General features: G+C 69.9%; 15 protein-coding genes, 4 pseudogenes and 2 CRISPR repeat arrays. Of the genes and pseudogenes, 12 read left to right on the top strand and 7 right to left on the bottom strand.

The genetic code is table 11. From position 1 onward, the window contains the following. Both TU30_RS31835 and TU30_RS37870 read right to left on the bottom strand, forming a co-directional pair. Positions 1–228 (bottom strand): annotated as a pseudogene (locus TU30_RS31835) (hypothetical protein); the annotation flags it as partial. Positions 229–417: 189 nt separating this feature from the next. Further along, positions 418–603: pseudogene (locus tag TU30_RS37870) on the bottom strand (hydrolase); the annotation flags it as partial. 441 nt (positions 604–1,044) lie between these two features. On the opposite strand from TU30_RS37870, the gene TU30_RS31825 reads away from it, so the two are divergent. Continuing rightward, complete coding sequence (locus TU30_RS31825) at positions 1,045–1,758, top strand: glycoside hydrolase family 75 protein (RefSeq protein ID WP_042176889.1); 714 nt, start codon at positions 1,045–1,047, stop codon at positions 1,756–1,758. 55 nt (positions 1,759–1,813) lie between these two features. Here TU30_RS31825 and TU30_RS31820 read toward each other — a convergent pair whose 3' ends face one another. From TU30_RS31820 to dhaK, 3 genes are read right to left on the bottom strand one after another with little or no spacing between them, the layout of a single operon-like run. Beyond that, positions 1,814–2,227 carry a PTS-dependent dihydroxyacetone kinase phosphotransferase subunit DhaM gene (locus TU30_RS31820; protein ID WP_042176873.1) on the bottom strand — a complete coding sequence of 138 codons (414 nt, stop codon included), beginning with the start codon at positions 2,225–2,227 and terminating at the stop codon, positions 1,814–1,816. Then, positions 2,220–2,846 carry a dihydroxyacetone kinase subunit DhaL gene (gene dhaL, locus TU30_RS31815; RefSeq protein WP_042176870.1) on the bottom strand — a complete coding sequence of 209 codons (627 nt, stop codon included), beginning with the start codon at positions 2,844–2,846 and terminating at the stop codon, positions 2,220–2,222. Before dhaL ends, TU30_RS31820 begins: the two co-directional genes overlap by 8 nt. A 48-nt stretch (positions 2,847–2,894) precedes the next feature. Next, positions 2,895–3,887 carry a dihydroxyacetone kinase subunit DhaK gene (gene dhaK / locus TU30_RS31810; protein ID WP_042176868.1) on the bottom strand — a complete coding sequence of 331 codons (993 nt, stop codon included), beginning with the start codon at positions 3,885–3,887 and terminating at the stop codon, positions 2,895–2,897. Between the two features lie 528 nt (positions 3,888–4,415). Next, positions 4,416–5,176: a CRISPR direct-repeat array (repeat unit 28 nt; unit sequence GTCGACCCCGCGCCCGCGGGGATGCTCC). Positions 5,177–5,397: 221 nt separating this feature from the next. Between dhaK and cas3 the strand changes: the two genes are divergently transcribed. The 10 genes and pseudogenes from cas3 (at position 5,398) to TU30_RS31760 (ending at position 20,142) form a co-directional block, all read left to right on the top strand. Next, complete coding sequence (cas3, locus tag TU30_RS31805) at positions 5,398–8,244, top strand: CRISPR-associated helicase Cas3' (RefSeq protein WP_234308061.1); 2,847 nt, start codon at positions 5,398–5,400, stop codon at positions 8,242–8,244. A gap of 270 nt (positions 8,245–8,514) precedes the next feature. After that, positions 8,515–10,221: a type I-E CRISPR-associated protein Cse1/CasA gene (gene casA, locus TU30_RS31800; protein WP_052479993.1), complete on the top strand. Its 1,707-nt coding sequence runs from the start codon at positions 8,515–8,517 to the stop codon at positions 10,219–10,221. A 129-nt stretch (positions 10,222–10,350) separates the two neighbouring features. Further along, positions 10,351–10,956 carry a type I-E CRISPR-associated protein Cse2/CasB gene (casB, locus tag TU30_RS31795; protein ID WP_042176864.1) on the top strand — a complete coding sequence of 202 codons (606 nt, stop codon included), beginning with the start codon at positions 10,351–10,353 and terminating at the stop codon, positions 10,954–10,956. A gap of 124 nt (positions 10,957–11,080) precedes the next feature. Beyond that, the gene (cas7e, locus tag TU30_RS31790) at positions 11,081–12,235 is read left to right on the top strand and encodes a type I-E CRISPR-associated protein Cas7/Cse4/CasC (RefSeq protein WP_042176861.1); all 1,155 of its coding nucleotides are present in this window, start codon (positions 11,081–11,083) and stop codon (positions 12,233–12,235) included. Next, positions 12,232–13,029 (top strand): type I-E CRISPR-associated protein Cas5/CasD, encoded by a 798-nt coding sequence (cas5e, locus tag TU30_RS31785; RefSeq protein ID WP_042176859.1) that lies wholly within the window; start codon positions 12,232–12,234, stop codon positions 13,027–13,029. The genes cas7e and cas5e overlap by 4 nt, the downstream gene beginning before the upstream one ends. Before the next feature lie 5 nt (positions 13,030–13,034). Then, the gene (cas6e, locus tag TU30_RS31780) at positions 13,035–13,787 is read left to right on the top strand and encodes a type I-E CRISPR-associated protein Cas6/Cse3/CasE (protein WP_042176884.1); all 753 of its coding nucleotides are present in this window, start codon (positions 13,035–13,037) and stop codon (positions 13,785–13,787) included. A gap of 6 nt (positions 13,788–13,793) precedes the next feature. Next, complete coding sequence (gene cas1e, locus TU30_RS31775; protein ID WP_042176856.1) at positions 13,794–14,801, top strand: type I-E CRISPR-associated endonuclease Cas1e; 1,008 nt, start codon at positions 13,794–13,796, stop codon at positions 14,799–14,801. Continuing rightward, a complete protein-coding gene (gene cas2e, locus TU30_RS31770; protein WP_042176854.1) occupies positions 14,798–15,106 on the top strand; it encodes a type I-E CRISPR-associated endoribonuclease Cas2e in 309 nt (102 codons plus the stop codon). Before cas1e ends, cas2e begins: the two co-directional genes overlap by 4 nt. An 18-nt stretch (positions 15,107–15,124) precedes the next feature. After that, a CRISPR array of direct repeats spans positions 15,125–18,340; the repeat unit is 28 nt; unit sequence GTCGACCCCGCGCCCGCGGGGATGCTCC. Positions 18,341–18,432: 92 nt separating this feature from the next. Further along, the gene (locus TU30_RS31765; protein ID WP_042176882.1) at positions 18,433–19,215 is read left to right on the top strand and encodes an aminotransferase class IV family protein; all 783 of its coding nucleotides are present in this window, start codon (positions 18,433–18,435) and stop codon (positions 19,213–19,215) included. Positions 19,216–19,224: 9 nt separating this feature from the next. After that, a pseudogene (locus tag TU30_RS31760) lies at positions 19,225–20,142 on the top strand (formylglycine-generating enzyme family protein). A gap of 62 nt (positions 20,143–20,204) precedes the next feature. Here TU30_RS31760 and TU30_RS38485 read toward each other — a convergent pair. Next, a complete protein-coding gene (locus TU30_RS38485) occupies positions 20,205–20,291 on the bottom strand; it encodes a hypothetical protein (protein ID WP_360619736.1) in 87 nt (28 codons plus the stop codon). Between the two features lie 76 nt (positions 20,292–20,367). Here TU30_RS38485 and TU30_RS31750 point away from each other — a divergent pair. Continuing rightward, a protein-coding gene (locus TU30_RS31750; protein ID WP_107068637.1) for an IS3 family transposase occupies positions 20,368–21,602 on the top strand; the annotation gives its coding sequence in 2 pieces (ribosomal slippage) (positions 20,368–20,689 and positions 20,689–21,602; 1,236 coding nt in all). A 66-nt stretch (positions 21,603–21,668) separates the two neighbouring features. On the opposite strand, the pseudogene TU30_RS33180 reads toward TU30_RS31750, so the two are convergent. Continuing rightward, positions 21,669–22,304 (bottom strand): annotated as a pseudogene (locus TU30_RS33180) (IS4 family transposase); the annotation flags it as partial.

The following is a 22,304-nucleotide window of genomic DNA, read 5'->3' as shown; positions in this document are numbered from 1 at the left end:
GACCTGACGGCCCTCGGAGAAGTTCGACTGGTTGCTGCCGAGCAGGGACGCGGTGCCCCAGCTGCCGTTGAGCTGGGCGCACGCGGTGGTCGTCACGGAGACGGTCGAACCGGTCGTGCTCACGGAGATGCCGGGACCCGGGGCGGCCGGGCCGGCCAGCGCCAGGGGCAGCGCGGCGGCGGCTGCGACGGTCAGAGCGGAACGGGCCAGAGACTTCGAGTAGCGCATGTGAACTGCCTTCCGGCGGCACGGCCGGCGGTACATCCCTTGCGCCGCCGAGGGTCGGGGAGCGCCCGTGCTGCCACGGGCCCAGCCAATGCGCACCCGGTCCGCGGCGCATTCCGGCCGCCGCCGGGCAGGTGACGACGCCCGCCGCCCGGTCGGCCCCGCCGCCCGGACCGGCCCGGACCGTTCGGCTCAGCGCCTCGGACCCGTCGTCACCGTGCGCTCCGCGGAGAATCCGCCCCAGGTCCCGTCCGGCAGTCCGGCCCGGATCCGAACCCGATGGCTGACCCCCGCCTCCCGTCCCGCGTGGAAGCTGTAGGCCACCCGGTCGCGCGGTGCCTGTCCGCCGTGGACGACGGAGGTGGCCGGGCGGCCGTCCGCCGCCCCCGTTGCCGGCTCCGGACCCGCCGCCGCAGGAGACGGCCAGGAGAAGGACCGGCACGAGCGCACCGCGGAGCGGGAAGGACGAGCGGAGCGCACCACCGCGTGGCGGGAGAGGGCGGCGCGGGGGCACGGCAACGGCAGCGGGAACACTTCGCACGACTCTGCCTTCCGACGGCACACGAGAATGGTCCGGACCAATAGCCCGGATGCATGGTGGCGTGGGTGACGCGACCACATCAAGAGGGTGGTGCCGTGGATCCGGCGACACCCCCGCCGCCTACGGACACGGCGCCGGCTCGAGCTCCCGGCCCACCGCCCGGCGGCCGGACATGCACCGTACGGCCCTGTTGAGGTGGCCGCGCCAGGGGCCCGGCACGAGATTGGGCCAAGGCCGAGTGCCCGTCCGTGTCCCCCACGAGAGGCCCGTCAACCGTGATACCCGTCCAGCCGCTCGCACTGGCCGTGGCCGGCGTCGCCGTGCTCACCCCCACGATGCTCCACAGCACCTCGTCGCACAGCTCCCCGTCGCAGGCCCGTTCGGAATCACCGGCCGCGCAACAGGAAGGCTCCGTGGACGCCGCCGACCTCCTGGCCGCGGTGCGTGACTGCACCCCCGTCTCCCGCGGCATGTACCGGAGCGACCGGGGCGCCCCCGCCACCATCCCGGTGTGCGGCACCGGCGGTGCCGTGTTCTGGAAGGCCGACATGGACATCGACTGCGACGGACAGCCCAGTGCCCGCTGCAGTACGGCCACCGACCCGTACTTCTCCGCCTCCACGGCGTTCGCGCAGTCCGACGGCCGTCCGCTGAACTCCGCGACCCTGCCCTTCGTGGTGGTGCCGGTGCCGAGCGCGCTCTGGGACTACCGGGCACACGGTGTCCGCGGCGGCTCGGTGGTGGCCGTCGTGTACGGCCACCAGGTGCGGTACGCGGTGGTCGGCGACACCGGCCCCGCCGACATCATCGGCGAGGCCTCCTACGCGACGGCCGAAGCACTCGGCATCGATCCCGACCCGCGGAGCGGCGGGACACCCTCCGGTGTCACCTACATCGTGTTCAGGGGCAGCCGGGTGACTCCCCTCGAGGACCGGAAGGCCGCGGTGGCGGCGGGGGAGGAACTGGCCCGGCGGTTCGTGCACGGCGGCTGAACCGAACCGCCCGACCGAACCGCCCGCCCGGTACCTTCCGCCGCACCCGTGCCCGTCAGGTCTTCCGGTAGGTGTACGCCTCCGCCGCCGCGGCCTCCACCGCCGCGAGGTCCGCTCCGGTGGAGGCCGTGACCACCGCGGCGACCGCGCCCTCCACGAAGGGCGCGTCCACCAGCCGGGTGCCCTCCGGGAGTTCGCCGCCCTCGGCGAGCAGCGCCTTCACGGTGAGCACCGCGCTGCCCAGGTCGGTCAGGACGGCGACCCCGACGCCGCGGTCGACGGACGCGGCCGCGGCGGCGACGAGGCCGGCGCTCGTACCGAGACCTCCGTCCTCCGTGCCGCCCGCGCAGGCCACGGGCACCGCACTGCCGGCGCCCGCCAGGCCCTTGGCCAGCTCGGCCACGGACGCCGCCACCTGAGCACTGTGTGACACCAGGACGATGCCCACCAGCTTCCCGCCGTCACCCACCGGACGGCTCCCCGTCCCCGGCGGCCTCGGAGGCGTCGGTGAGACCCGCGATCAGCAGGGCCGACGAGGTGGCCCCGGGATCCTGGTGTCCGATGCTCCGCTCACCCAGGTAACTGGCCCGGCCCTTGCGGGCCCGCAACGGCGTCGTGGCCACCGCACCCTCCTCGGCGGCGGCCCGTGCCGCGGCGAAGGAGTCGCCGAGCGCGTCCACCGCGGGCACCAGCGCGTCGATCATCGTCTTGTCGCCCGGCGCCGCACCTCCGAGCTGCCGCACCGCGTCCACCCCGGTGCGCAGGGCCTCGGCCAGTTGTTCCCTGCTCACCTCGGCGGCGTCACCGAGCGCCTTGCCGGTGCGGCGCAGCAGCGTCCCGTACAAGGGCCCCGAGGCGCCGCCCACCGTCGAGATCAGCAGCCGCCCGGCCTGGGTGAGCACGGCACCGGGCGTGACGGGCGGCTCCTTGTCCAGCGCGGCCCGCACCGCACTGAACCCGCGTTGGAGGTTGCTGCCGTGGTCGGCGTCACCGATGGGGGAGTCGAGAGCGGTGAGCCGCTCCGCCTCACGGTCGACGGAGGCGGCGGTCACCGCCATCCAACGGCGGAAGAAGTCGGCATCGAGCACTGGAACTCCTCGCGTACTAGGACCTGTGAACCCTCTACCCGGTGTTCCTCACATGCCCCAGCGCAGTCCCGGGGTCTTCACCGGGGCGTCCCACAGCCGCAGTGTCTCCTCGCCGACCTGGCACAGGGTGACCGAGGCCCCCGCCATGTCGAGCGACGTCACGTAGTTGCCGACGAGTACCCGTGCGACGGGGACACCCCGCTCCCCGAGTACCCGCTGCACCTCGGCGTTGAAGCCGTACAGCTCCAGCAGCGGGGTCCCCCCCATGCCGTTGACCAGGACCAGGACCGGATTGCGCGGCGTGAGATCGTCGAGGATCGCGTCGACCGCCACCTCGGCGATCTCGCCCGAGGTCATCATCGGCCGCCGTTCCCGGCCCGGTTCGCCGTGGATGCCGATGCCCAGCTCCAGCTCGCCCGCCGGCAGGTCGAAGGTGGGGCTGCCCTTGGCGGGCGTGGTGACGGCGGTCAGGGCCACGCCGAAACTGCGGGAGTTCTCATTGACCTGCCGGGCAAGGGTCTCCACCCGCTCCAGCGGCTGTCCCTCGTCGGCCGCCGCGCCCGCGATCTTCTCCACGAACAACGTCGCACCGGTGCCGCGCCGGCCCGCGGTGTAGAGACTGTCGGTCACCGCGACATCGTCGTCGACCAGTACTTTCGCGACCTGGATGCCCTCGTCCTCGGCCAGCTCGGCGGCCATGTCGAAGTTGAGTACGTCACCGGTGTAGTTCTTCACGACGAACAGCACCCCGGCACCGCTGTCCACGGCGGCCGCCGCCCGTACCATCTGGTCGGGCACGGGAGAGGTGAACACCTCCCCGGGACAGGCGGCCGAGAGCATCCCGGGCCCCACGAACCCGCCGTGCAGCGGCTCGTGTCCGGAGCCCCCGCCGGAGACCAGACCCACCTTCCCGGCCACGGGAGCGTCCCGCCGGACGATCACCCGGTTCTCCACATCCACCGCAAGATCGGGATGCGCCGCGGCCATCCCCCGCAAGGCATCGGCGACCACGGTCTCCGGGACGTTGATGAGCATCTTCATGGGTGTCTCCTGATGGGCTTAGCAGGTGGCCTTTGACCTGTGTTTTCGCTGGTCAGAGTGGTTCGGTTACTGTTCGATCTTGGCGGTCCGTAGCGGTCGGGAGCGGGTAGTGGCGGTACTGATGCTGACTTTGATGAGGTCACGTCAGATTCTGCGACGGATCGACGGCGTGCTGACCGGGGTCCTACAGAGGCAGTATCGACCTTGCGGCTGCGAAGGTCACGTGGGCGGCAGTCGGAGAGTGCGACTGGCGCTCGACAGCAGGATCAGAGGACCCGCAGCTTCGACATCGGCTCGGGAGCAGACGCGTCCGGGTAGTCTCCACGTCCCGGAGGACTGGGCCGGCGCCTCTGTCGGCCTTTTGCGGGAGGAGTTTGCTCGGTCGGTCCGCGGTGGGCACGGTGAGTTACTACCGGCGGCGACTGACGGCGTCCTGTCGATGTTGCTGAACTGGTCCTGGCGTCCCCTCCCAAGAGGGGACTGAATGAAAACAGCTAACCTGCTTGGTAACGTCCCTGCTCAGCAAGTGTCGACCCCGCGCCCGCGGGGATGCTCCGGCGCACCTGAGCGGGGCGGTCCGTTACAAGGCGGTCGACCCCGCGCCCGCGGGGATGCTCCGGCGTGGGTCCCGGCGGAACAGGGTCCTTGGGGGTCGACCCCGCGCCCGCGGGGATGCTCCGCGACGGCATCCTTCCGGCCGTCGCCCCGCGCGGTCGACCCCGCGCCCGCGGGGATGCTCCGGTGGAGCGACCAACCCACAGTCCTTGCACTTAGTCGACCCCGCGCCCGCGGGGATGCTCCGATGGCAGCATGACACTGAAGAAGAGGGCCCAGGTCGACCCCGCGCCCGCGGGGATGCTCCTTCGGGGTGCGGCCCGGAGACGGCCACACCGGAGTCGACCCCGCGCCCGCGGGGATGCTCCGTACCCCACTGCGGCACCGACGAAGAACGTCGTGTCGACCCCGCGCCCGCGGGGATGCTCCACTCTCGAGGGGTTTGATGTAGCACGGTGGGTCGTCGACCCCGCGCCCGCGGGGATGCTCCGCCGACAAGATGCACGCGCCCACCCTCTACTGGGTCGACCCCGCGCCCGCGGGGATGCTCCGGTGTCGGGGGCGTGGCGGGTGAGCATGTTGCCGTCGACCCCGCGCCCGCGGGGATGCTCCGCCACGTACCGGCTCGTGAACGAGCGCTACAACGTCGACCCCGCGCCCGCGGGGATGCTCCATTCCACGGGGACCGGTACCGGGACTTCTCCGAGTCGACCCTGCGCCTGCGGGAATGCTCCACCGCCACGAGAGTGATCGCCGCTGGCAGCAGGTCACCCTGCACTGGAAGGCACACTCCTCACGAGCCCGACCGTCAGCCGTTCAAGTCAGGAAGAACTGATTGTTTCCGCAGGCCAGGCCCTTTTGTCAGTGGTGGCCTATAAGGTCTGGCACCCAGCTCTGGTGGGTACGTGGGGGCACAGTGGATGTTCGGGAATTAAGCGGGCGTTACGAGCCGGTTGTGGTGCGGGCGCTGGAGACGTTGTGGGGTAAGTCGCGAGAGCGGGCAGGAGGCAAGACGAACCTTCTGCTTGCGCACCTTCTGGACACTGCGGCAGTTGCCGAGCTGCTGTGGGACGGCTTTCTCGCGGGTTCGACGCGAGCGGCGCTGGATGAGGTAGCGGGCGGCCCGGGACGAGGGCGGCGGTTATTAGCCTGGTTGTGCGGAGTTCACGACTGCGGGAAGGCGACGCCGACGCATCAGCGTCTGTGGCCCGAGGGCGCCGAGACTGTGCGCAGGTCGGGGCTGACGTGGGTGGAGGCGGCTGCTCTGGCAGGAGCGAAGCAGCAGAAGAGGTGGCGTCACGACTGGGCGGGCGGGTTGATGACGCGAGAGATACTGAGCGAGGCCGCGTGGGATGCGGAGCAACTGGACTGGGTGTGGCCGCTGGTGGCCGGCCACCATGGCGCGTTCCCGTCGCTGCGGGATGTTCAGGAGCCGCGTTCGGCAAAAGGACAGTTGAGAGGGAGAGGTGCCTGGCGGCAGGTCCAGCAAGCCGTGCTCGACGTGTTCACCCGAGAGGTCGGGTTCGAAGGGCTCGGCGAGGTGGAGCCCGTGGAGGTTCCGTCCAGGGCGCTTCAGCTGCAACTCAGCGGTCTGGTGGTCATGGCGGACTGGATCGCGAGTGACGAGCGCTTTTTCGTGGGCATGGACGATTTGCGGCTGGTCAGTCTGGAAACTTCCCGGGGGCGGGCGGTGTCGGCGTGGAAGGCTCTGGGGCTGCAAGGCGGCTGGGGGACTTTGACCGTGCCGGGACCGGAGGCGTTCCTGGACCGGTTCGGGTACGCGCCGCGGCCCTCACAGGCCATGGTGGTCGAGGCGGTTCGCCGAATGGGCGGTCCGGGAATCGTGGTGGTCGAAGCGCCGATGGGTGAGGGCAAGACGGAAGCCGCTCAGGCTGCGGCGGAGGTCCTGGCTGCCCGGTTCGGCGCGGATGGTGTGTTCGTGGGGATGCCGACCCAGGCGACCAGTGATCCCATGTTCACCCGTACACGCCGGTGGGTGCAGGCGATCGAAGGGCACCTTGCGTCTCGGGTGGTGCTGCTGCACGGCAAGAGGGCGTTCAACCGGGAGTGGAAAGCTCTGCTGGAGGAGGCTGGGGAGTACGCGGACGAGGCATTCTGCGGAGTGGACGAGTTCGGGTTGGGTGACGACCCGTACGGCGTCGAGCCCGAGGTGCGTGGTGCGCAGGAGCGGCAGGCCCCCGCTGAGTGGTTTCTGGGATCGAAGCGTGGACTGCTGGCCCCGTTCGTGGTCGGGACGGTCGATCAGCTTTTGTACGCGGCTACCCGTACGCGGCACGTGATGCTGCGGATGGCGGGCTTGGCCGGCAAGGTCGTGATCCTGGACGAAGTACACGCGTGCGACGTGTACATGAGCCAGTTCCTGCGGGAAGCGCTGCGCTGGCTGGGACAGGCCGGAGTGCCGGTGCTCGTCCTGTCGGCGACTCTGGCGCCCGAGCAACGTCGAGCTCTTGTCGAGGCGTACCTGGCCGGTGCCGCGTCACGCGAGGAGCTCCACGTCGAGGTACCCGTACCGCCGGGCTATCCGAGTGTCACGGCAGCGTGGTTGCCAGCCTCGGGGGAGCCGCAGATCCATGCGGATGCGACGAGCAGTTGGCGTGAGGACCTCGGCGTGGTGGTGCGTGTCGTGTCCGAGACGGTGCCCGGTGCGCGTTGTTCGCGTGAGGAACGGAAGCGGCTGCAGGGGGAAGCGGATGCGCGAGTGGGGGACCTGTTGGAGGGTGAGCTCGTCGACGGGGGGACTGCGCTGGTCATCCGCAACTCCGTTGCGCGGGCGCAGAGCCTCTACGAGGAGCTTCGCGAGCGGTTCGGCGAGGACGAGGTACGCCTCCTGCACGCTCGGTTCACGGTTGCCCGGCGTGCTGACCTGACGGAGGAGAGCCTGCGACTTTTGGGGCCGCGGACGCCGCGGCCCCGGGGCGGCCGGCTGATCCTGGTGGCGACTCAGCTCGCCGAGCAGTCCTTCGATGTCGATGCCGACATGCTCGTCACGGATCTGGCACCCGTCGACCTCCTGCTGCAGCGCGTGGGCCGGCTGCACCGGCACGAGGACACGTGGCGTCCGGACGGGCTGCGCGTGCCGCAGGTGTTCGTCACCGGGTTCGAGCCACGTGAGGGCCGTGAGCCGACCTTCGCTTTCGCCAGCGAGATGATCTACGGGCGGCATCTGCTGCTGCGCACCGCGGCCGTGCTGCCCGGTGCGGGTGAGACGTGGTCGGTTCCGGGTGACGTACCTGAGTTGGTGAAGAGGGTGTACGGGGCGGATGCGGCGTTGCTCCCCGACACGTGGCGGGAAGCGGGCGAGGAGGCGTGCCGGGAACAGGAGAACCGGGACCGGGCCCGCGCCGAGAACGCGCGGCAGTTCTTGCTGACGGCGCCCGGTGAGCACGAGAGACGGACGCTCGCGGGCCTGCACTACGGCGGCTCCACCGCTGGCAGTGACGAAAATTCGTTGCAGGCGGCGGTGCGCGACGGGGACGAATCCGTCGAGGTCGTCCTGGTGGTCCGGGACGAGGACGATGCGGTCTTCCGGACGCTTGCCGGACGGGCCTTGGGCGTCAACGGTGAGGTGGCGCCGGATGTGCTCGACGAGGTGCTGGGCTCGGTGGTGCGACTGCCTCCGAAATTCACGCAAGCCGCCTCGCAGCTGCGGCCGCTGCCCGGTTGGCTCGGGCATCCGTGGTTGCGCCGGAGCTGTGCTCTGGTGCTGGACGCCTCGGGCAGGGCCCGGCTGGGCGATTTCACGGTGTCGTACGACGACGAGTTCGGGTTGCGGCATGAGTAGGCCATAAAACCTGGTGAGCGGTCCCCGCGAGGGGTGGTGAGCCGCCGGGCTGATACCCGGCGGCTCGATGTCCCCGCGTGACGTGGGGTCCAGACGGGTCCCGATCCGCTGCGCAAACACAGAAGGGGATCATCCCCGGCGCCCGGACCGTCGCAGCCCGGTGGCTGGGGCCAACGGCCGGATTCTCGCACCTGATTGCGGAGAAAGCATGTGGGCTCCTCCTGGTCGCTGCTAGCGTTAAACATAGAAGCTTTCATTCAAGGGGGACTGATGGCTGATGGCTTTTCCCTGACGGACGATCCCTGGCTGCTGTTACCGCCGGCCACGGGGGGAGCAGCTCAGGAGTACTCGCTGCGTACCGCGTTGCTGGAGGCGCACGAGTTCGGTGATCCGGTGGTGGAACTTCCCACTCAGAGGCCGGCAGTGCTCCGGCAGGTTCTGCTGTCCGTGGTCCTTGACGCTCTGGGCCGTCCGGCCGACGAGCGCGAGTGGATGGACTGGTTCTCCACCGGATGTTGGTCCAGGGACCAGCGTCTGAGGCTCGAGGCGTATCTGGACGAGCATCGCGAACTGTTCGATCTCTTCGATCCGGTGCAGCCCTTCGGTCAGGTTGCCGATCTGCGCACCGCCAAGGGTGAGACGAAGAACGCCGGACTGATCGTCGCGACTGCCGCCACCGGCAACAACGTGCCGCTGTTCGCTTCGCGTACGGAAGGTGATGCCTTCTCGCTCACTCCTGCGCAGGCTGCGCACTGGCTGCTGCATACGCAGTGCTGGGACACCGCGGCCATCAAAACGGGCGTCGTGGGCGACCCGAAGGTGAAGGCGGGCAAGACCACCGGGAATCCGACCGGGCCGCTCGGGCAGATGGGCGTCACCCTACTGACCGGGACCACACTGTTCGAGACACTGCTGCTGAACCTTCCGGTCGGGGCGCCGACCACGTCGGCCGATCTGCCGCAGTGGAGAAGGCGTGAACCTGCGGATCCGCGATCGGCAGGCTCACCGCAGTGGCAGGAGCGGACACCCGAAGGACTCCTGGACCTGTGGACCTGGCAGTCCCGCCGCATCCGGCTCTTGCCGGAGGACACCGACGAAGGGCTGCGGGTGACGCGCGTCCTGGTCGCCGCGGGGGACCGGATGCCCCACATTCCTGAGATCGAGCCCCACACCATGTGGCGCTTGGAGTCGACCGGCGGCAGTGTCACGAGCCGAAGCAAAAGCGGCACCACGCCACCCCGTCGTCCTGTACGCCTCCAGCCCGGCAAAGCCGCGTGGCGCGGACTCGACGCGCTCCTCGCGCCCGAGCGGCAGTCCCGTGAGGCGGGAAAGAAGACGAGCGGGTTCGCCACGAGCAAGCTCCTGGATCAGGCCGGTGCTCTCTCGCTCGATCTCGGCGCGGCGTATCCACTGCGCGTGGAACTCTCAGGTATCGCGTACGGCAATCAGTTGGCCGTCATCGACGACGTGTTGTTCGATGCGCTGCCCCTCCCGCTTGCCGCGCTCGACACGGACAGCGACATCCGCTCCGCCCTCTTCGAAGTAGCCGAACAAGCCGAGCAGTTGGCCACCGCCGTCAACCATCTCTCAGCTGATCTGAGACGGGCTCTTGGTACCGACCCCATTCCCTGGGACAAGGGACAGCGTCCCGGCGAACTCGTTCTGCACGCCCTCGACCCACTGGTGCGGCGGTTGCTGACCGGTATGAGGGGCGTGGAAGACCTGGAAGGTATCGAAGCCGGCCAGCTCGCCTGGGAGCAGCTGGCCTGGCGCCGGAGCTGGGAGGTCGCGGACGGCCTCCTGCAGGCGGTCCCCGTCGGAGCGTTCGTGGGAAGAAATGCCTCCCAAGGTGAGGGCAAGCCGGAGCGTACCTACCGTGTCTCCCTGGCCGAGGCTTCCTTCCTCAAACGCCGCGCGGAGATTCTCCACCGGGCAGACGCCGCCCGGCGCAGCAGCTCCCCACCTGACAGCCAGTAGACGACGAGGCGTCGATCGAGGCGGCCCGTCGCGCTCACGCCCTGGCCAGGCCCGTCGACGCCACGTCCTGCGGGACGCCTCCATGCGTCTTCGACACACAGCATCCCCTCATCACGTCTGGACACGGACATGACCGAAGAAGACTTTCCGAAGCAGCGAATCTGGCATCGCTACATCGCCGCGGACGGCACCTGGCGACTCAAGAACGGCACCGCGGCCATGCAGCGCCCGCCCGGCGAGGACCTCGCGGTCCTGCGCCGTGGCCTGGGGCGCCCCGCCGGCACCGTGCTGGAGATGTTCCCGTTCTACACCTGCCCGGTCGACGACTTCGCCGCCTGTCGCGGGGAGGTGTCGGCCGAGCAGGAAGCCGAGCACATCGCGCTCGCGCTCTACGGGCTGCACCAGCAGAGCCAGGATCGTCCGATGCACCGAGACGGAGTCGGCCTCGGCCGGGCCATGCTCGAGCTGCGGCGCCACGACCGCACCAGCGACGAGGCAGTCGACTCCCGCTTCCAGCAGGCGTTCTCCGCCACCTCGATGTCGGCGCTGCAGCTGCGTCTGCGCGGCCTGGTCACCCAGCTCAAGGACATCAAGCAGCCTCTCGACTACAACCGCTTGGCCTCCGACCTGCACGACTGGAACCGGCCCGAGGCCCGCTCCCGCGTGCGCCGCCGCTGGGGCCTGGACTACTACGGCTGGACCCAGTCGGCCGCCACTGCGCGATCCGGCCGCTGAGGCCAGCAGCAGACCCGGCGTCCACCGCCCAGCCGCACACAGTCTCCTCCACCAGCACACCCGCGTCCGTGTCGACCGCGGCTCCGCTCGACCACCGCTCACTCACACGACCTGGAGCAACCCGATGACCCAGCGCCTCTACATCGACGTGCACGTCGTCCAGACCGTTCCGCCCGCCAACCTCAACCGAGACGACCAGGGAAACCCCAAGGAGGCCATCTACGGAGGCGTCCGCCGCTCCCGCGTCTCGTCCCAGGCATGGAAACGTGCGACCCGCCGGCACTTCGACGCCCAGGCCCCCGAGTCCGACCGCTCCACCCGCACCAAGCGCCTCACCGGTGAACTCACCACCCGGATCGCGCGGAACACCGGCCTGGACCGCGAGGACGCCGGCCGGCTCGCCGCCGCCCTGCTCGCTCAACTCGGCCTGAGCCAGGGCAAGAAGGCCGGCGACACCGCCTACCTTCTCTTTTACGGCAACGCCCAGCTCGACGCCGTGGCCGCCCTCGTCACGGAGATGGCCACCGACCTGGCGGCCATGGACGACAAGGCGCTCACGGACGCGGTCAAGGAGCTGCCCGTCGCGGAAACCTTCAAGACCGGGCACCCCGTGGGCGTCGCCCTGTTCGGCCGCATGGTCGCCGACATCCCCAAGCTCAATGTCGACGCCGCCGTCCAGGTCGCCCACGCGCTCTCCACCCACGAAACGCAGCTCGAGTTCGACTACTTCACCGCAGTCGACGACCAGAACGAAAAGGACGAGACCGGAGCCGGAATGATCGGAACCATCGGCTTCAATTCCGCCACCCTCTACCGCTACGCCACCGTCGGTCTGGCCCAGCTCACCGACAACCTCGGCGGAGACACCGAAGCCGCCCTCGACGCCCTGGACCGGTTCGTCGACAGCTTCGCGCTGTCCGTGCCCACCGGTTATCAAAACTCCTTCGCACACCGCACCCGGCCCAGCCTCGTCGCCGTCGTCGTGCGCACCGACCAGCCCGTCAACCTGGTCTCCGCCTTCGAAGAGCCCGTCCCAGCGGAGGCCGGCATCCAGGCGCACTCCGCGCGCCGCCTCGCCGAGGAACACCTCACCGCCACCCAGGTCTGGGGCGACACCCCCCTCTACGCGGCGGCCAGCCACACCTTCACGGGCCGCGAACCCCGCACCAAGGACACCACCGAGACTCTCACCCAGGCATTCGGTGAATCCGTCACCTTCGCCGACCTCCGCACCACCCTGCGCGACCGCATCACCACCGCCCTGGCGGAGCAGGCGTGACAACCCCCGACCCCACCTCCGTCCTCCTACTACGGCTCGCCGCCCCACTCCAGTCCTGGGGCGATCGCAGCACCTTCAACCGACGTGAGACCCGACCCGAGCCCACGAAATCCGGGGTCGTGGGCCTGCTCGCCGCAGCCGCCGGCCGCTCGCGTCACGCCGCCCTGGACGATCTCGCCGGCCTGGGACTGGGCATCCGCATCGATCAGCCCGGAAGCCTTCTGCGCGACTACCACACCGTCAGCGACCACCGAGGCCAGCCACTTCTGTCTGCCGCCGTGACCGCCAAAGGCCGACAGAAACCCACCTCACCCGCCAAGCACACGCACATCACCCAGCGCTTCTACCTCCAGGACGCCGTCTTCCTCGCAGCGGTGGAAGGCCCCGAGGAACTCATCACCACCCTCGAACACGCCATACATCACCCGGCCTTCCCCCTTGCCCTCGGCCGCCGGTCTTGCGTCCCCACACAGCCCCTGGCCCTGGGACAGCGCACCGGCACGCTGGAAGACGTACTGCGTGCGGAGCCCTGGCAGGCATCCCCCGCGGTACGCAAGCGATGGGGACGCTGGAACGGCAACGCCGCCCACATCGACCTCCCCGTCACCCTTGACGACCCTGCGGGAGACGAAGTCCGCGACGACGTGCCCCTGTCCTTCGCTCCCACCAACCGCACCTACACCACTCGCCGCACGCGGCACGCCTACGTCTCAGCTCCTACTGGTCTCACACCCGACCCCTCACGGCCCTCGACCACCGGTGGCCACGACCCCTTCGCCCTCCTGGGCTGGTGACCGACATGCCCTTCCTCTCCCGCATCCGCATCAACCCCCTGCGCGCCGAAAGCCGCAAACTCCTCGCCAGCCCACGTGCCATGCACGCCGCGGTCCAAGGAGGCATTCCCGGCCTGCCCGCAGAAGAGCGCACTCTGTGGCGACTCGATGCGGACAACCCCCACCGCCCCCAGCTGTTCGTCCTCACCACCGACAAACCCGACTGGACACACCTCGTCGAACAAGCAGGATGGCCCGCCGCCGACGGTGAGCACTACGCCGTACGCGACTACACCCCACTCCTGCAACAACTGGCCACGGGCCGCAGCTTCGCCTTCCGTCTCACCGCCAACCCCGTCCAGAACACCAACCGGCCCGACAAACCCACCCCGCGGCAGCAGGAACGCATCGAAGCCGGAGACAGGCGCAGCTTCCGCCTCGGTCACCGCACCGCCGCCGCTCAGCTCAGCTGGTTCCTCACACGCACCGCCCGCTGGGGCTTCGACGTCCCCACCGCTCCCCACCTGGGCGAAACTCACGACACCGACGGCGAACCGCCCCGCGACGTTCGCATCACCACCCGCCAACGGCGCACCTTCAGCAAGGGAACCCTCACCGCGAAGGAAGCCCAAGTCGTCATGAACGCAGTGACCTTCGAAGGACACCTGCGCATCACCGACCCCGCCCTCCTCACCGAACGCCTCCTGGCCGGCATCGGTCCCGCCAAGGCATACGGATGCGGACTGCTCACCCTCGCCCCCCTTCCCGAAAGGGCATGAGCACCCGTGCCCGACATCTGGTGGAAGGCCGACCCCCAGGACCTGCACCGCCTCGTCGACCGCGTCTCCAGCGTCTACGTCGAGCGCAGCCACCTGGACCGCGACGAGAACGCCGTCGTCATCATCAACAAACAGCAAACCGTCCGGGTCCCCGCGGCGATGGTCGCCGTCATGCTCCTCGGCCCCGGCACACGCGTCACCCACGGAGCGATCCGCTTGCTCGCCGACTCGGGCACCACCGTGTGCTGGGTCGGCGAACAAGGCGTCCGCATGTACGCAGCCGGTCTCGGCCCGAGCAGGGGCGCCGGCCTTCTCCACCGTCAGGCCTGGCTCGTCACCCGCCCCAAGGAACGCCTCGCCGTCGCCCGCGCCATGTACAGCATGCGCTTTCCCGGCGAAGACGTCTCCGCCCTCACCATGCAGCAGCTCCGCGGCCGTGAAGGCACACGCATCCGCAAGTTCTACCGAGCTCAGGCGGACCGGACCGGCGTCACCTGGAACGGCCGCGTCTACAAAGCTGGTGATGCGTTCGCAGCAGGCGACGACCTCAACCGCCTACTGTCCGCCGCCAACGCGGCCCTCTACGGCATCTGCCACGCCGTCGTCATCGGACTCGGCGCCAGCCCCGGGCTCGGATTCGTCCACACCGGCAAAGCCACGTCCTTCGTCCTGGACATCGCCGACCTGTACAAGGCCGAATACACCATCCCGCTCGCCTTCGACCTCGCCGCACAAGGGCTCACAGAAGAACGCGACGCACGACTGGGGCTTCGCGACCTCATCGCCCGCGACAGACTCCTCGGCCGCATCGTCACCGACGTCAAGAACCTGCTCACCCCCGAGGGGACGGACTTCGAGGATCCTGAGACCAACCTCCTGTGGGACGAGCACCTAGGTACCGTCCCCGGCGGCACCAATTACGCCGGCACCGCAGACCTGTCGGCACATGGAATGACGGACAACCACATCGCTGTCATCGGGCCCGAAATCAACGAAACCGAACGAACGCCATGACCGTCATCATCCTCATCGCCGCCCCGGAAGGCCTCCGCGGCCACCTCACCCGCTGGATGGTCGAGGCCAGCGCCGGCGTTTTCGTCGGCAACCCCAGCCGCCGCATCCGCGACCGCCTCTGGGAACTCCTGGCCACCCGCATCGGCGACGGCCAGGCCATCCTCATCGAACCCGCCGCCAACGAACAGGGATGGGCCGTCCGCACCGCAGGCCGCGACCGCTGGCAACCCGTCGACTTCGACGGACTGATCCTCTCAGCCCGCCCCAAAAAACAACTGAATGAAAACAGCAGCCCCGCCCGATAAAACCGCAGCTCAGGAAGTGTCGACCCCGCGCCCGCGGGGATGCTCCGCGATGGAAGCGCGGTCGCTCAACGACCGATACGTCGACCCCGCGCCCGCGGGGATGCTCCCTCAAGGCGGCTGCGAACTTCCCCATATGCTCTGTCGACCCCGCGCCCGCGGGGATGCTCCTGCATCGCCGCATTCGCGGAATTCCTCACGTCGGTCGACCCCGCGCCCGCGGGGATGCTCCGTGGCGCTGACCGTCGTTCACCGACGTGACGTAGTCGACCCCGCGCCCGCGGGGATGCTCCGGCTCTCGCCGGGCACGTCGCCTCGTACACCGCGTCGACCCCGCGCCCGCGGGGATGCTCCGTGGCTGCCCCGGCTGGCGTCGGTGGCGATGGTCGCGCCGTCGGTGAGTCGACCCCGCGCCCGCGGGGATGCTCCGGAGCGCACGACATGCAGGAGACTACCCAGCAAGTCGACCCCGCGCCCGCGGGGATGCTCCGGGCACAACCGTCCTGGCCCACCGGTACGCCTAGTCGACCCCGCGCCCGCGGGGATGCTCCGCGGTCGGGGTTCACACGGTCAGGATGCCAGTCGTCGACCCCGCGCCCGCGGGGATGCTCCGCCCGGCAAGGCCATCACGCTGATCAACTGCAAGTCGACCCCGCGCCCGCGGGGATGCTCCGGACTGACCGGCGCCAGCCGAGGGGGAAGGGAGGTCGACCCCGCGCCCGCGGGGATGCTCCGTTCTCGTTCTGCGCGTCGAGCACTTCCCGGGGGTCGACCCCGCGCCCGCGGGGATGCTCCGGGCTTCTACGTCGGCACCGTGCTGGCTCCGGCGTCGACCCCGCGCCCGCGGGGATGCTCCTGGCCTAGGCCGTGTCAGCCGCTCTGCACAACCGTCGACCCCGCGCCCGCGGGGATGCTCCGACCAACGAGGCCGCCCACCAACTCACCGCCGAGTCGACCCCGCGCCCGCGGGGATGCTCCCGTCGTGGGTCTCGACGATGGCCCAGTAGGACTGTCGACCCCGCGCCCGCGGGGATGCTCCGCGCGACGCTCACACCAGCGTCCGCCAGGCATGGTCGACCCCGCGCCCGCGGGGATGCTCCGACCTGGCCCACCGAAGACGTCGTCGACGACACGTCGACCCCGCGCCCGCGGGGATGCTCCAGGAGACCTGAGATGGCCACCCCGCTGTCCGCCGTCGACCCCGCGCCCGCGGGGATGCTCCGGGCAAGAACGTCACCATCACCGTGCCGACCGGGTCGACCCCGCGCCCGCGGGGATGCTCCGGGCGACCTGGATCTGCTGGAGCGGTGGGTGCAGTCGACCCCGCGCCCGCGGGGATGCTCCCTGCTCCTCACTCAGTTGAGGATTGGCGAACCTGTCGACCCCGCGCCCGCGGGGATGCTCCGCGCCGGAGAACGCTTCTTCCAGGGTTCCCTTCGTCGACCCCGCGCCCGCGGGGATGCTCCGGCGATGACGTTGTCCAGGGGTTCACTCGCGTCGTCGACCCCGCGCCCGCGGGGATGCTCCTACCTTCTCCTCCTCGATCGCGGTCACCAGGGCGTCGACCCCGCGCCCGCGGGGATGCTCCCTGCTCGAGGTTGATGCCGCGCCAGTGGGTGTGGTCGACCCCGCGCCCGCGGGGATGCTCCGGGAGCAACCCCCATGAACGCCATCACCACCACGTCGACCCCGCGCCCGCGGGGATGCTCCGGCGCACCGAGGTATGCGGGCCAGGCCGAGGGAGTCGACCCCGCGCCCGCGGGGATGCTCCGGAGGCCGCCCGTGCCCGCGCGCGCACCCCTGCGTCGACCCCGCGCCCGCGGGGATGCTCCCTGGCGGGCGAGTGCCACGTGTTCGGCGTGCCCGTCGACCCCGCGCCCGCGGGGATGCTCCGTAGCTGGGAGTGATGCTTTGGGTTCCGCTCCCGTCGACCCCGCGCCCGCGGGGATGCTCCGATCCTCCGCAACCCGCAGGCGGTCACCACGGAGTCGACCCCGCGCCCGCGGGGATGCTCCCTCGGCCATGGCGTCGTCGAGGATTTCGGTGGCGGTCGACCCCGCGCCCGCGGGGATGCTCCACTCAGGGCGACCTTCCGCCACCGCTTGCTGGAGTCGACCCCGCGCCCGCGGGGATGCTCCGTACGGAACCGTCCTCACTCTTACCAACATTCCGTCGACCCCGCGCCCGCGGGGATGCTCCCGAGCGGTACAACGAGTGCCGGCCGCTGATCATGTCGACCCCGCGCCCGCGGGGATGCTCCGGCGTCGCCCACCCCGGTCAGGCCGAGCTTGAGGTCGACCCCGCGCCCGCGGGGATGCTCCTCCGGCTCCCCTTCGGGTCTACCCCTCGTGCGGGTCGACCCCGCGCCCGCGGGGATGCTCCGCCGGTTGTCGACTCGCCCGTGGTCGCCCACCGGTCGACCCCGCGCCCGCGGGGATGCTCCTCCGGGGTCGTTCTCGGTTCCTCCGTCGAAGAAGTCGACCCCGCGCCCGCGGGGATGCTCCGTCACACTATTTACCGCACGAACACCCCGGAGAGGTCGACCCCGCGCCCGCGGGGATGCTCCGGTGGTGTACGGGGACTCGGCCGGCCGGGGCGGGTCGACCCCGCGCCCGCGGGGATGCTCCGCGGGAACCGCGGCTGCACGTCCCCCTTCCCGGGTCGACCCCGCGCCCGCGGGGATGCTCCTGCCGACGACATGATTGGCAAGATTTCCGAGGGGTCGATTTCGCGCCCGCGGGGATGCTCCGCGCCAGAACGCCCAGTACTTTCCCACCCCGACGTCGACCCCGCGCCCGCGGGGATGCTCCTTCGTTTCGGCGGGGGCCCGGTTCGTGGGGGAGGTCGACCCCGCGCCCGCGGGGATGCTCCGTCCTACACGGCCAAGGGGTGGCACGCGCAGATGTCGACCCCGCGCCCGCGGGGATGCTCCGAGGTGACCGAGCACGAGCGGGGGAGCGCAGGAGTCGACCCCGCGCCCGCGGGGATGCTCCGCGTCGGTACGGGTTCCCGGAGTTGTAGCGGAGGTCGACCCCGCGCCCGCGGGGATGCTCCGGCGGCTCCGATGCTGCGGCCGTTCTTCCCGGGGTCGACCCTGCGCCCGCGGGGATGCTCCGCCCGCACCCCGAAGTGCCGGATGGCAGGCAGTGTCGACCCCGCGCCCGCGGGGATGCTCCGGTCAACCCCCGCTGGTCGGTCTACGAGGAGCAGTCGACCCTCAGCGAACACCCCGCAGTAAAGACTTGGGAATGACTTTCAGATGACGTTGACCCATCAGTAACCACGTTCTGGGTGCCGCCGGAGCGAACGGTCCTGACATGCTGAGCGCCATGGTGACTCTCGATGGAAAGCCCGTATCCGTAGACAACCTGCTGCCCCTGGCGCTCACGAACGTCGGTCACTTCACGTCCATGCGCGTCGACACCGACGGCAGCATCCGCGGCCTGACGCTGCACATGGAACGCCTCGGACGGGACTGCAAGATCCTGTGGCACGCACCTTTGAATACCGACCGCGTGCGCGAGTACGTCCGCCAGGCTTTGGAGGGGCAGAGCCGCCCGTGCGTCGTGCGTGTCACGGTCTACGACCCCAAGGTCGAGATGGGCCATCCGGCCGACGCCAACGAACCTCACGTCCTCGTGTCCGTGCGCGGTGCCGACGCCCTGCCTCCGGCTCCGCTGCGCGCCCAGAGCCTGGTGTACGAGCGTGACCTGCCCGAGGTGAAGCACATCGGCCTCTTCGGCGCCTTGCACGTGCGAGGTACGGCTCAGCGAGCAGGCTTCGACGACGCCCTGTTCGTCGGCCGCGACGGCTTCGTCTCCGAGGGCGGTACCTGGAACGTGGCCTTCATCGATCAGGAGGGCACCGTCGTGTGGCCCGACGCCCCCGTATTGCCCGGCGTGACCATGGCCCTGCTCCAGCAGCACGCCGATCACCGCGTCGCCACCGTCACTTTGACGCAGGCGAAGGGCATGGCCGCCGCCTTCGCCACGAACACGTCGATCGGCGTCCGCCCCCTGGCCGCGATCGACGACACCGAGTTTCCCGTCGAGCACCCCGTCTTGGCGCAGCTCCAGAAGACGTACCTGTCGATTCCCGGCGAGACCCTGTAGGGCAACGCCATGACGAGGGTGACCAGGTGGACCGGCCGTGAAGCTGAGTTGCTGCGCACGGCCATGCGGAAGAAACAGAAGGAGTTCGCCGAGCTGGTCGGCGTGAACCCTCGCCAGGTCCCCCGGTGGAAGCGCCGGGGGGAGAGCATCGAACTCGAACTCGACAACCAGACGGCCCTCGATACGCTCCTTGCCCAAGCCAAGCCCGACGTCCAGCAGCGGTTCGCCGCGCTGCTGACCGAACGCGCCGCTGTTGAGCACGATGAGCGTGCCGAGGAACTGCTGCGAAAGGCCCCGAGCACCCGACGGCACCCGGTCGACGAGAAGGTCATGGCCCTCGTCGAAGAGGGCATCCATCTCTCCGGCCCCGACAACCGCTCGGTGTGGCTGGAGCCGTTCCTCATCGACGTCTACCCGACGGCCAACGAGGACTACGCGAGGTTCGTGCTGGCCACCCGTCACCGGCCGCCCCAGCACTGGCCCGAAGGCCGCTGCCCCGTCACCCTGGCCACCCACCCCACGGTGTGGGTGACGTGGCACGACGCGACCGCGTACGCCCGCTGGGCAGGCAAAGCTCTGCCTACCGCGCTGCAATGGGAGAAGGCGGCTCGCGGACCGCGCGGGCGCGTCTCCCCGTAGGGCAACGAGCCGACAGCCGCGAAGACGAACACGGCCGAGGCCGGCATCGACGCGACGACCCCCGTCTTCCGCTACCAGTCCGGTGTCAGCCCGTTCGGCATCTTCGATATGTGCGGCAACGTCTGGGAATGGTGCTCCACCGAAGAGGAGCCCGGCAACGGGCGGTACCACCTGAAGGGCTCCGCGTTCACGTCCCCGTTCGAACGGGCCGCGCCGTCCCTGCTGAACACCGCCGCTGCGTCGATGAAGGACAACGACACCGGATTCCGCTGCGCCATGCCGGCGTAAGCCGGGCATCGTGACGGGCCAGCCCGTCCAACACCGGCGGTCGTGAGATACGGTCCCGCCCATCATCGCGCCACCTGCGCCAGGAGAGGACGCGACGGCGGGATGATCGTTCCGCTGGGCAGCAGCTCGCCGGTGTCCTCGAAGAACACCACCTGGGGACCTGTCCCCGAGTGGTGGACGCCTCTGAGCCCGGCCCCGGTAGGGGCCGGGTAGGAGGCATCTTTTATGGTGATGAAGGTCTACTCGCCCGAGTTCAAGGCGGACGCCGTCGCGCTGTACCTGTCGGACCCGAGCCACACCTTCGAGGGCATCGGCAAGAATCTGGGGATCAGCCGCGAGACGCTGCGTAACTGGGTACGAGCCGAACGGGCCCGCCGCGGGGGCAGCACGACGAGCACGAGTACGGAGAAGAACACGGTGGATTCCCCGCCGACGGCCGAGGAGCTTCGGGCCGAGAGCGAGGCCCTGCGCCGGGAGCCGGCGGCAGCGCGCAAGGAGATGCACAAGCTCGCCACCGAACGGGACATTCTCCGCAGGGCGACGAAGTTTTTCGCACAAGAGATGACCTGGTGACCAACCGCTTCCAGTTCATCGAGGACCACCATCGCGCCTGGGGCGTGAAGCGGTTGTGTGCCGTGCTGGAGGTGGCCCGCTCCAGCTTCTACAAGTGGCGGGCGGGCCGCGAGGCCCGTGCCGCCCGTGAACAAGCAGATGCCGCGCTCGCCGAGCGGATCAGGGCCGTCCACGCCGAGTGGGACGGCACCTACGGCCGCCCGAGGATCACCGCCGAGCTGAGCGGCGACGGCGAGCTGGTGAATCACAAGCGCGTCGGACGGGTCATGCGCAAATTCGGCATCGCCGGGCTGCGGCTGCGCAGGCGTCAGGTCACCACCGTGCCCGAACCGTCCGCCACACCGATGCCCGGCCTGCTGGGGCGTGACTTCACCGCCGGCGCCCCGAACACGAAGTACGTCGGGGACATCACCTGCCTGCCGATGGGCGACGGCGAGTTCCTGTATCCGGCGACGGTGCTCGACTGCTTCTCGCGCCGTCTGGTGGGCTGGTCGATCGCCGACCACATGCGCACCTCACTGGTCGCCGACGCGCTCCGGGCAGCCGCCCGGGTCCGCGGCAGCCTGGTCGGCGCCGTCTTCCACAGCGATCACGGAGCCCAGTACAGCTCCCGTGAATTCGCCAGTTTCTGCGCCGAGTTGGGTGTCAGGCAGTCCATGGGAGCGGTCGGCACGAGCGCGGACAACGCACTCGCCGAGTCGTTCAACGCGACCCTCAAACGCGAAACGCTCCGTGGCGCCCGCCGCTTCGACGGGGCCCGCGCCTGCCGCCTGGCCGTCTTCCGCCGGACCACCCGCTACAACACCCGCCGCAGGCACTCGGCGAACGGACAGCAGGCGCCGATCGCCTACGAACAGCAGTCAGCTACCCTGACACTTGCCGCATAACTGCACGAACAGGTGTCCACTCCTCGGGGGCAAGGCCCAAGGCCGGGTAGTTAACGTTTTCGCAGGTCATGCAAGGCTTGTTGGGGTCCAGGCAGTGGCGGCGTACAGGCCCGGGCCGAGTTTGTGGATGAGGCCACTCTCGGCCCATCTGGAGAGCTGTCGATACATGGTCTCCATGGTGATGTCGCCGAAGTGAGAAGCGATGTCACGGGGGCGCCAGAGGCGGGTGGGGTCTTCCTCGAGCAGGCCCAGGATCCGGTGACGGCGCCGGTCGGCGGGGGCGGTGTTCCGATCGTCGCGGGAGATGGCGGGGAGTTGAGGGTGCGGTTTGCGAGGCTCGAGGACGCTGATATCGAGACGGGTGATGGTGCGGCTGGTGTCGGGCCTGCCGTCGTCATGGCGAGTGCTGTAACGGGACATCGGTGACTTGACCTTGCGGGTGCTGACGCGCTGCCGCCGGGGCGGCAGGAGACGGGCCAGAATCCGGTGCCCGATCAGCCCGACGCGGCCGACATCGGCGGGGTCGGTGATGACGGCGGCGGCCTGGACGACCTGGTCGCGGGCGGTCTGGAGGGCGACGGTGAAACAGCAACGGTCCGGATCGGTGCCGGGCAGCGACTCGGCGGCCTCGACCATCATGGTTCGCAGAGCCTGGTAGAGGGTGAGCAGGGCCCACATCTCCTGTTCGACGCCGGCCGGGTC

The sequence above is a fragment of the Streptomyces sp. NBRC 110035 genome (assembly GCF_000829695.1).
GTDB lineage: Bacteria > Actinomycetota > Actinomycetes > Streptomycetales > Streptomycetaceae > Streptomyces.
Note: the sequence above shows the minus strand (reverse complement) of the source record. Positions and strands in the feature narration are given on the sequence as shown.

What these genes read in the sequence shown, in the direction of transcription:
- casA (WP_052479993.1), top strand. Translation starts at nt 8,515, where the DNA reads ATGGCTGATGGCTTTTCCCTGACGGACGATCCCTGGCTGCTGTTACCG.
- cas6e (WP_042176884.1), top strand. Translation starts at nt 13,035, where the DNA reads ATGCCCTTCCTCTCCCGCATCCGCATCAACCCCCTGCGCGCCGAAAGC.
- cas7e (WP_042176861.1), top strand. Translation starts at nt 11,081, where the DNA reads ATGACCCAGCGCCTCTACATCGACGTGCACGTCGTCCAGACCGTTCCG.
- dhaK (WP_042176868.1), bottom strand. Translation starts at nt 3,887, where the DNA reads ATGAAGATGCTCATCAACGTCCCGGAGACCGTGGTCGCCGATGCCTTG.
- cas2e (WP_042176854.1), top strand. Translation starts at nt 14,798, where the DNA reads ATGACCGTCATCATCCTCATCGCCGCCCCGGAAGGCCTCCGCGGCCAC.
- TU30_RS31765 (WP_042176882.1), top strand. Translation starts at nt 18,433, where the DNA reads ATGGTGACTCTCGATGGAAAGCCCGTATCCGTAGACAACCTGCTGCCC.
- casB (WP_042176864.1), top strand. Translation starts at nt 10,351, where the DNA reads ATGACCGAAGAAGACTTTCCGAAGCAGCGAATCTGGCATCGCTACATC.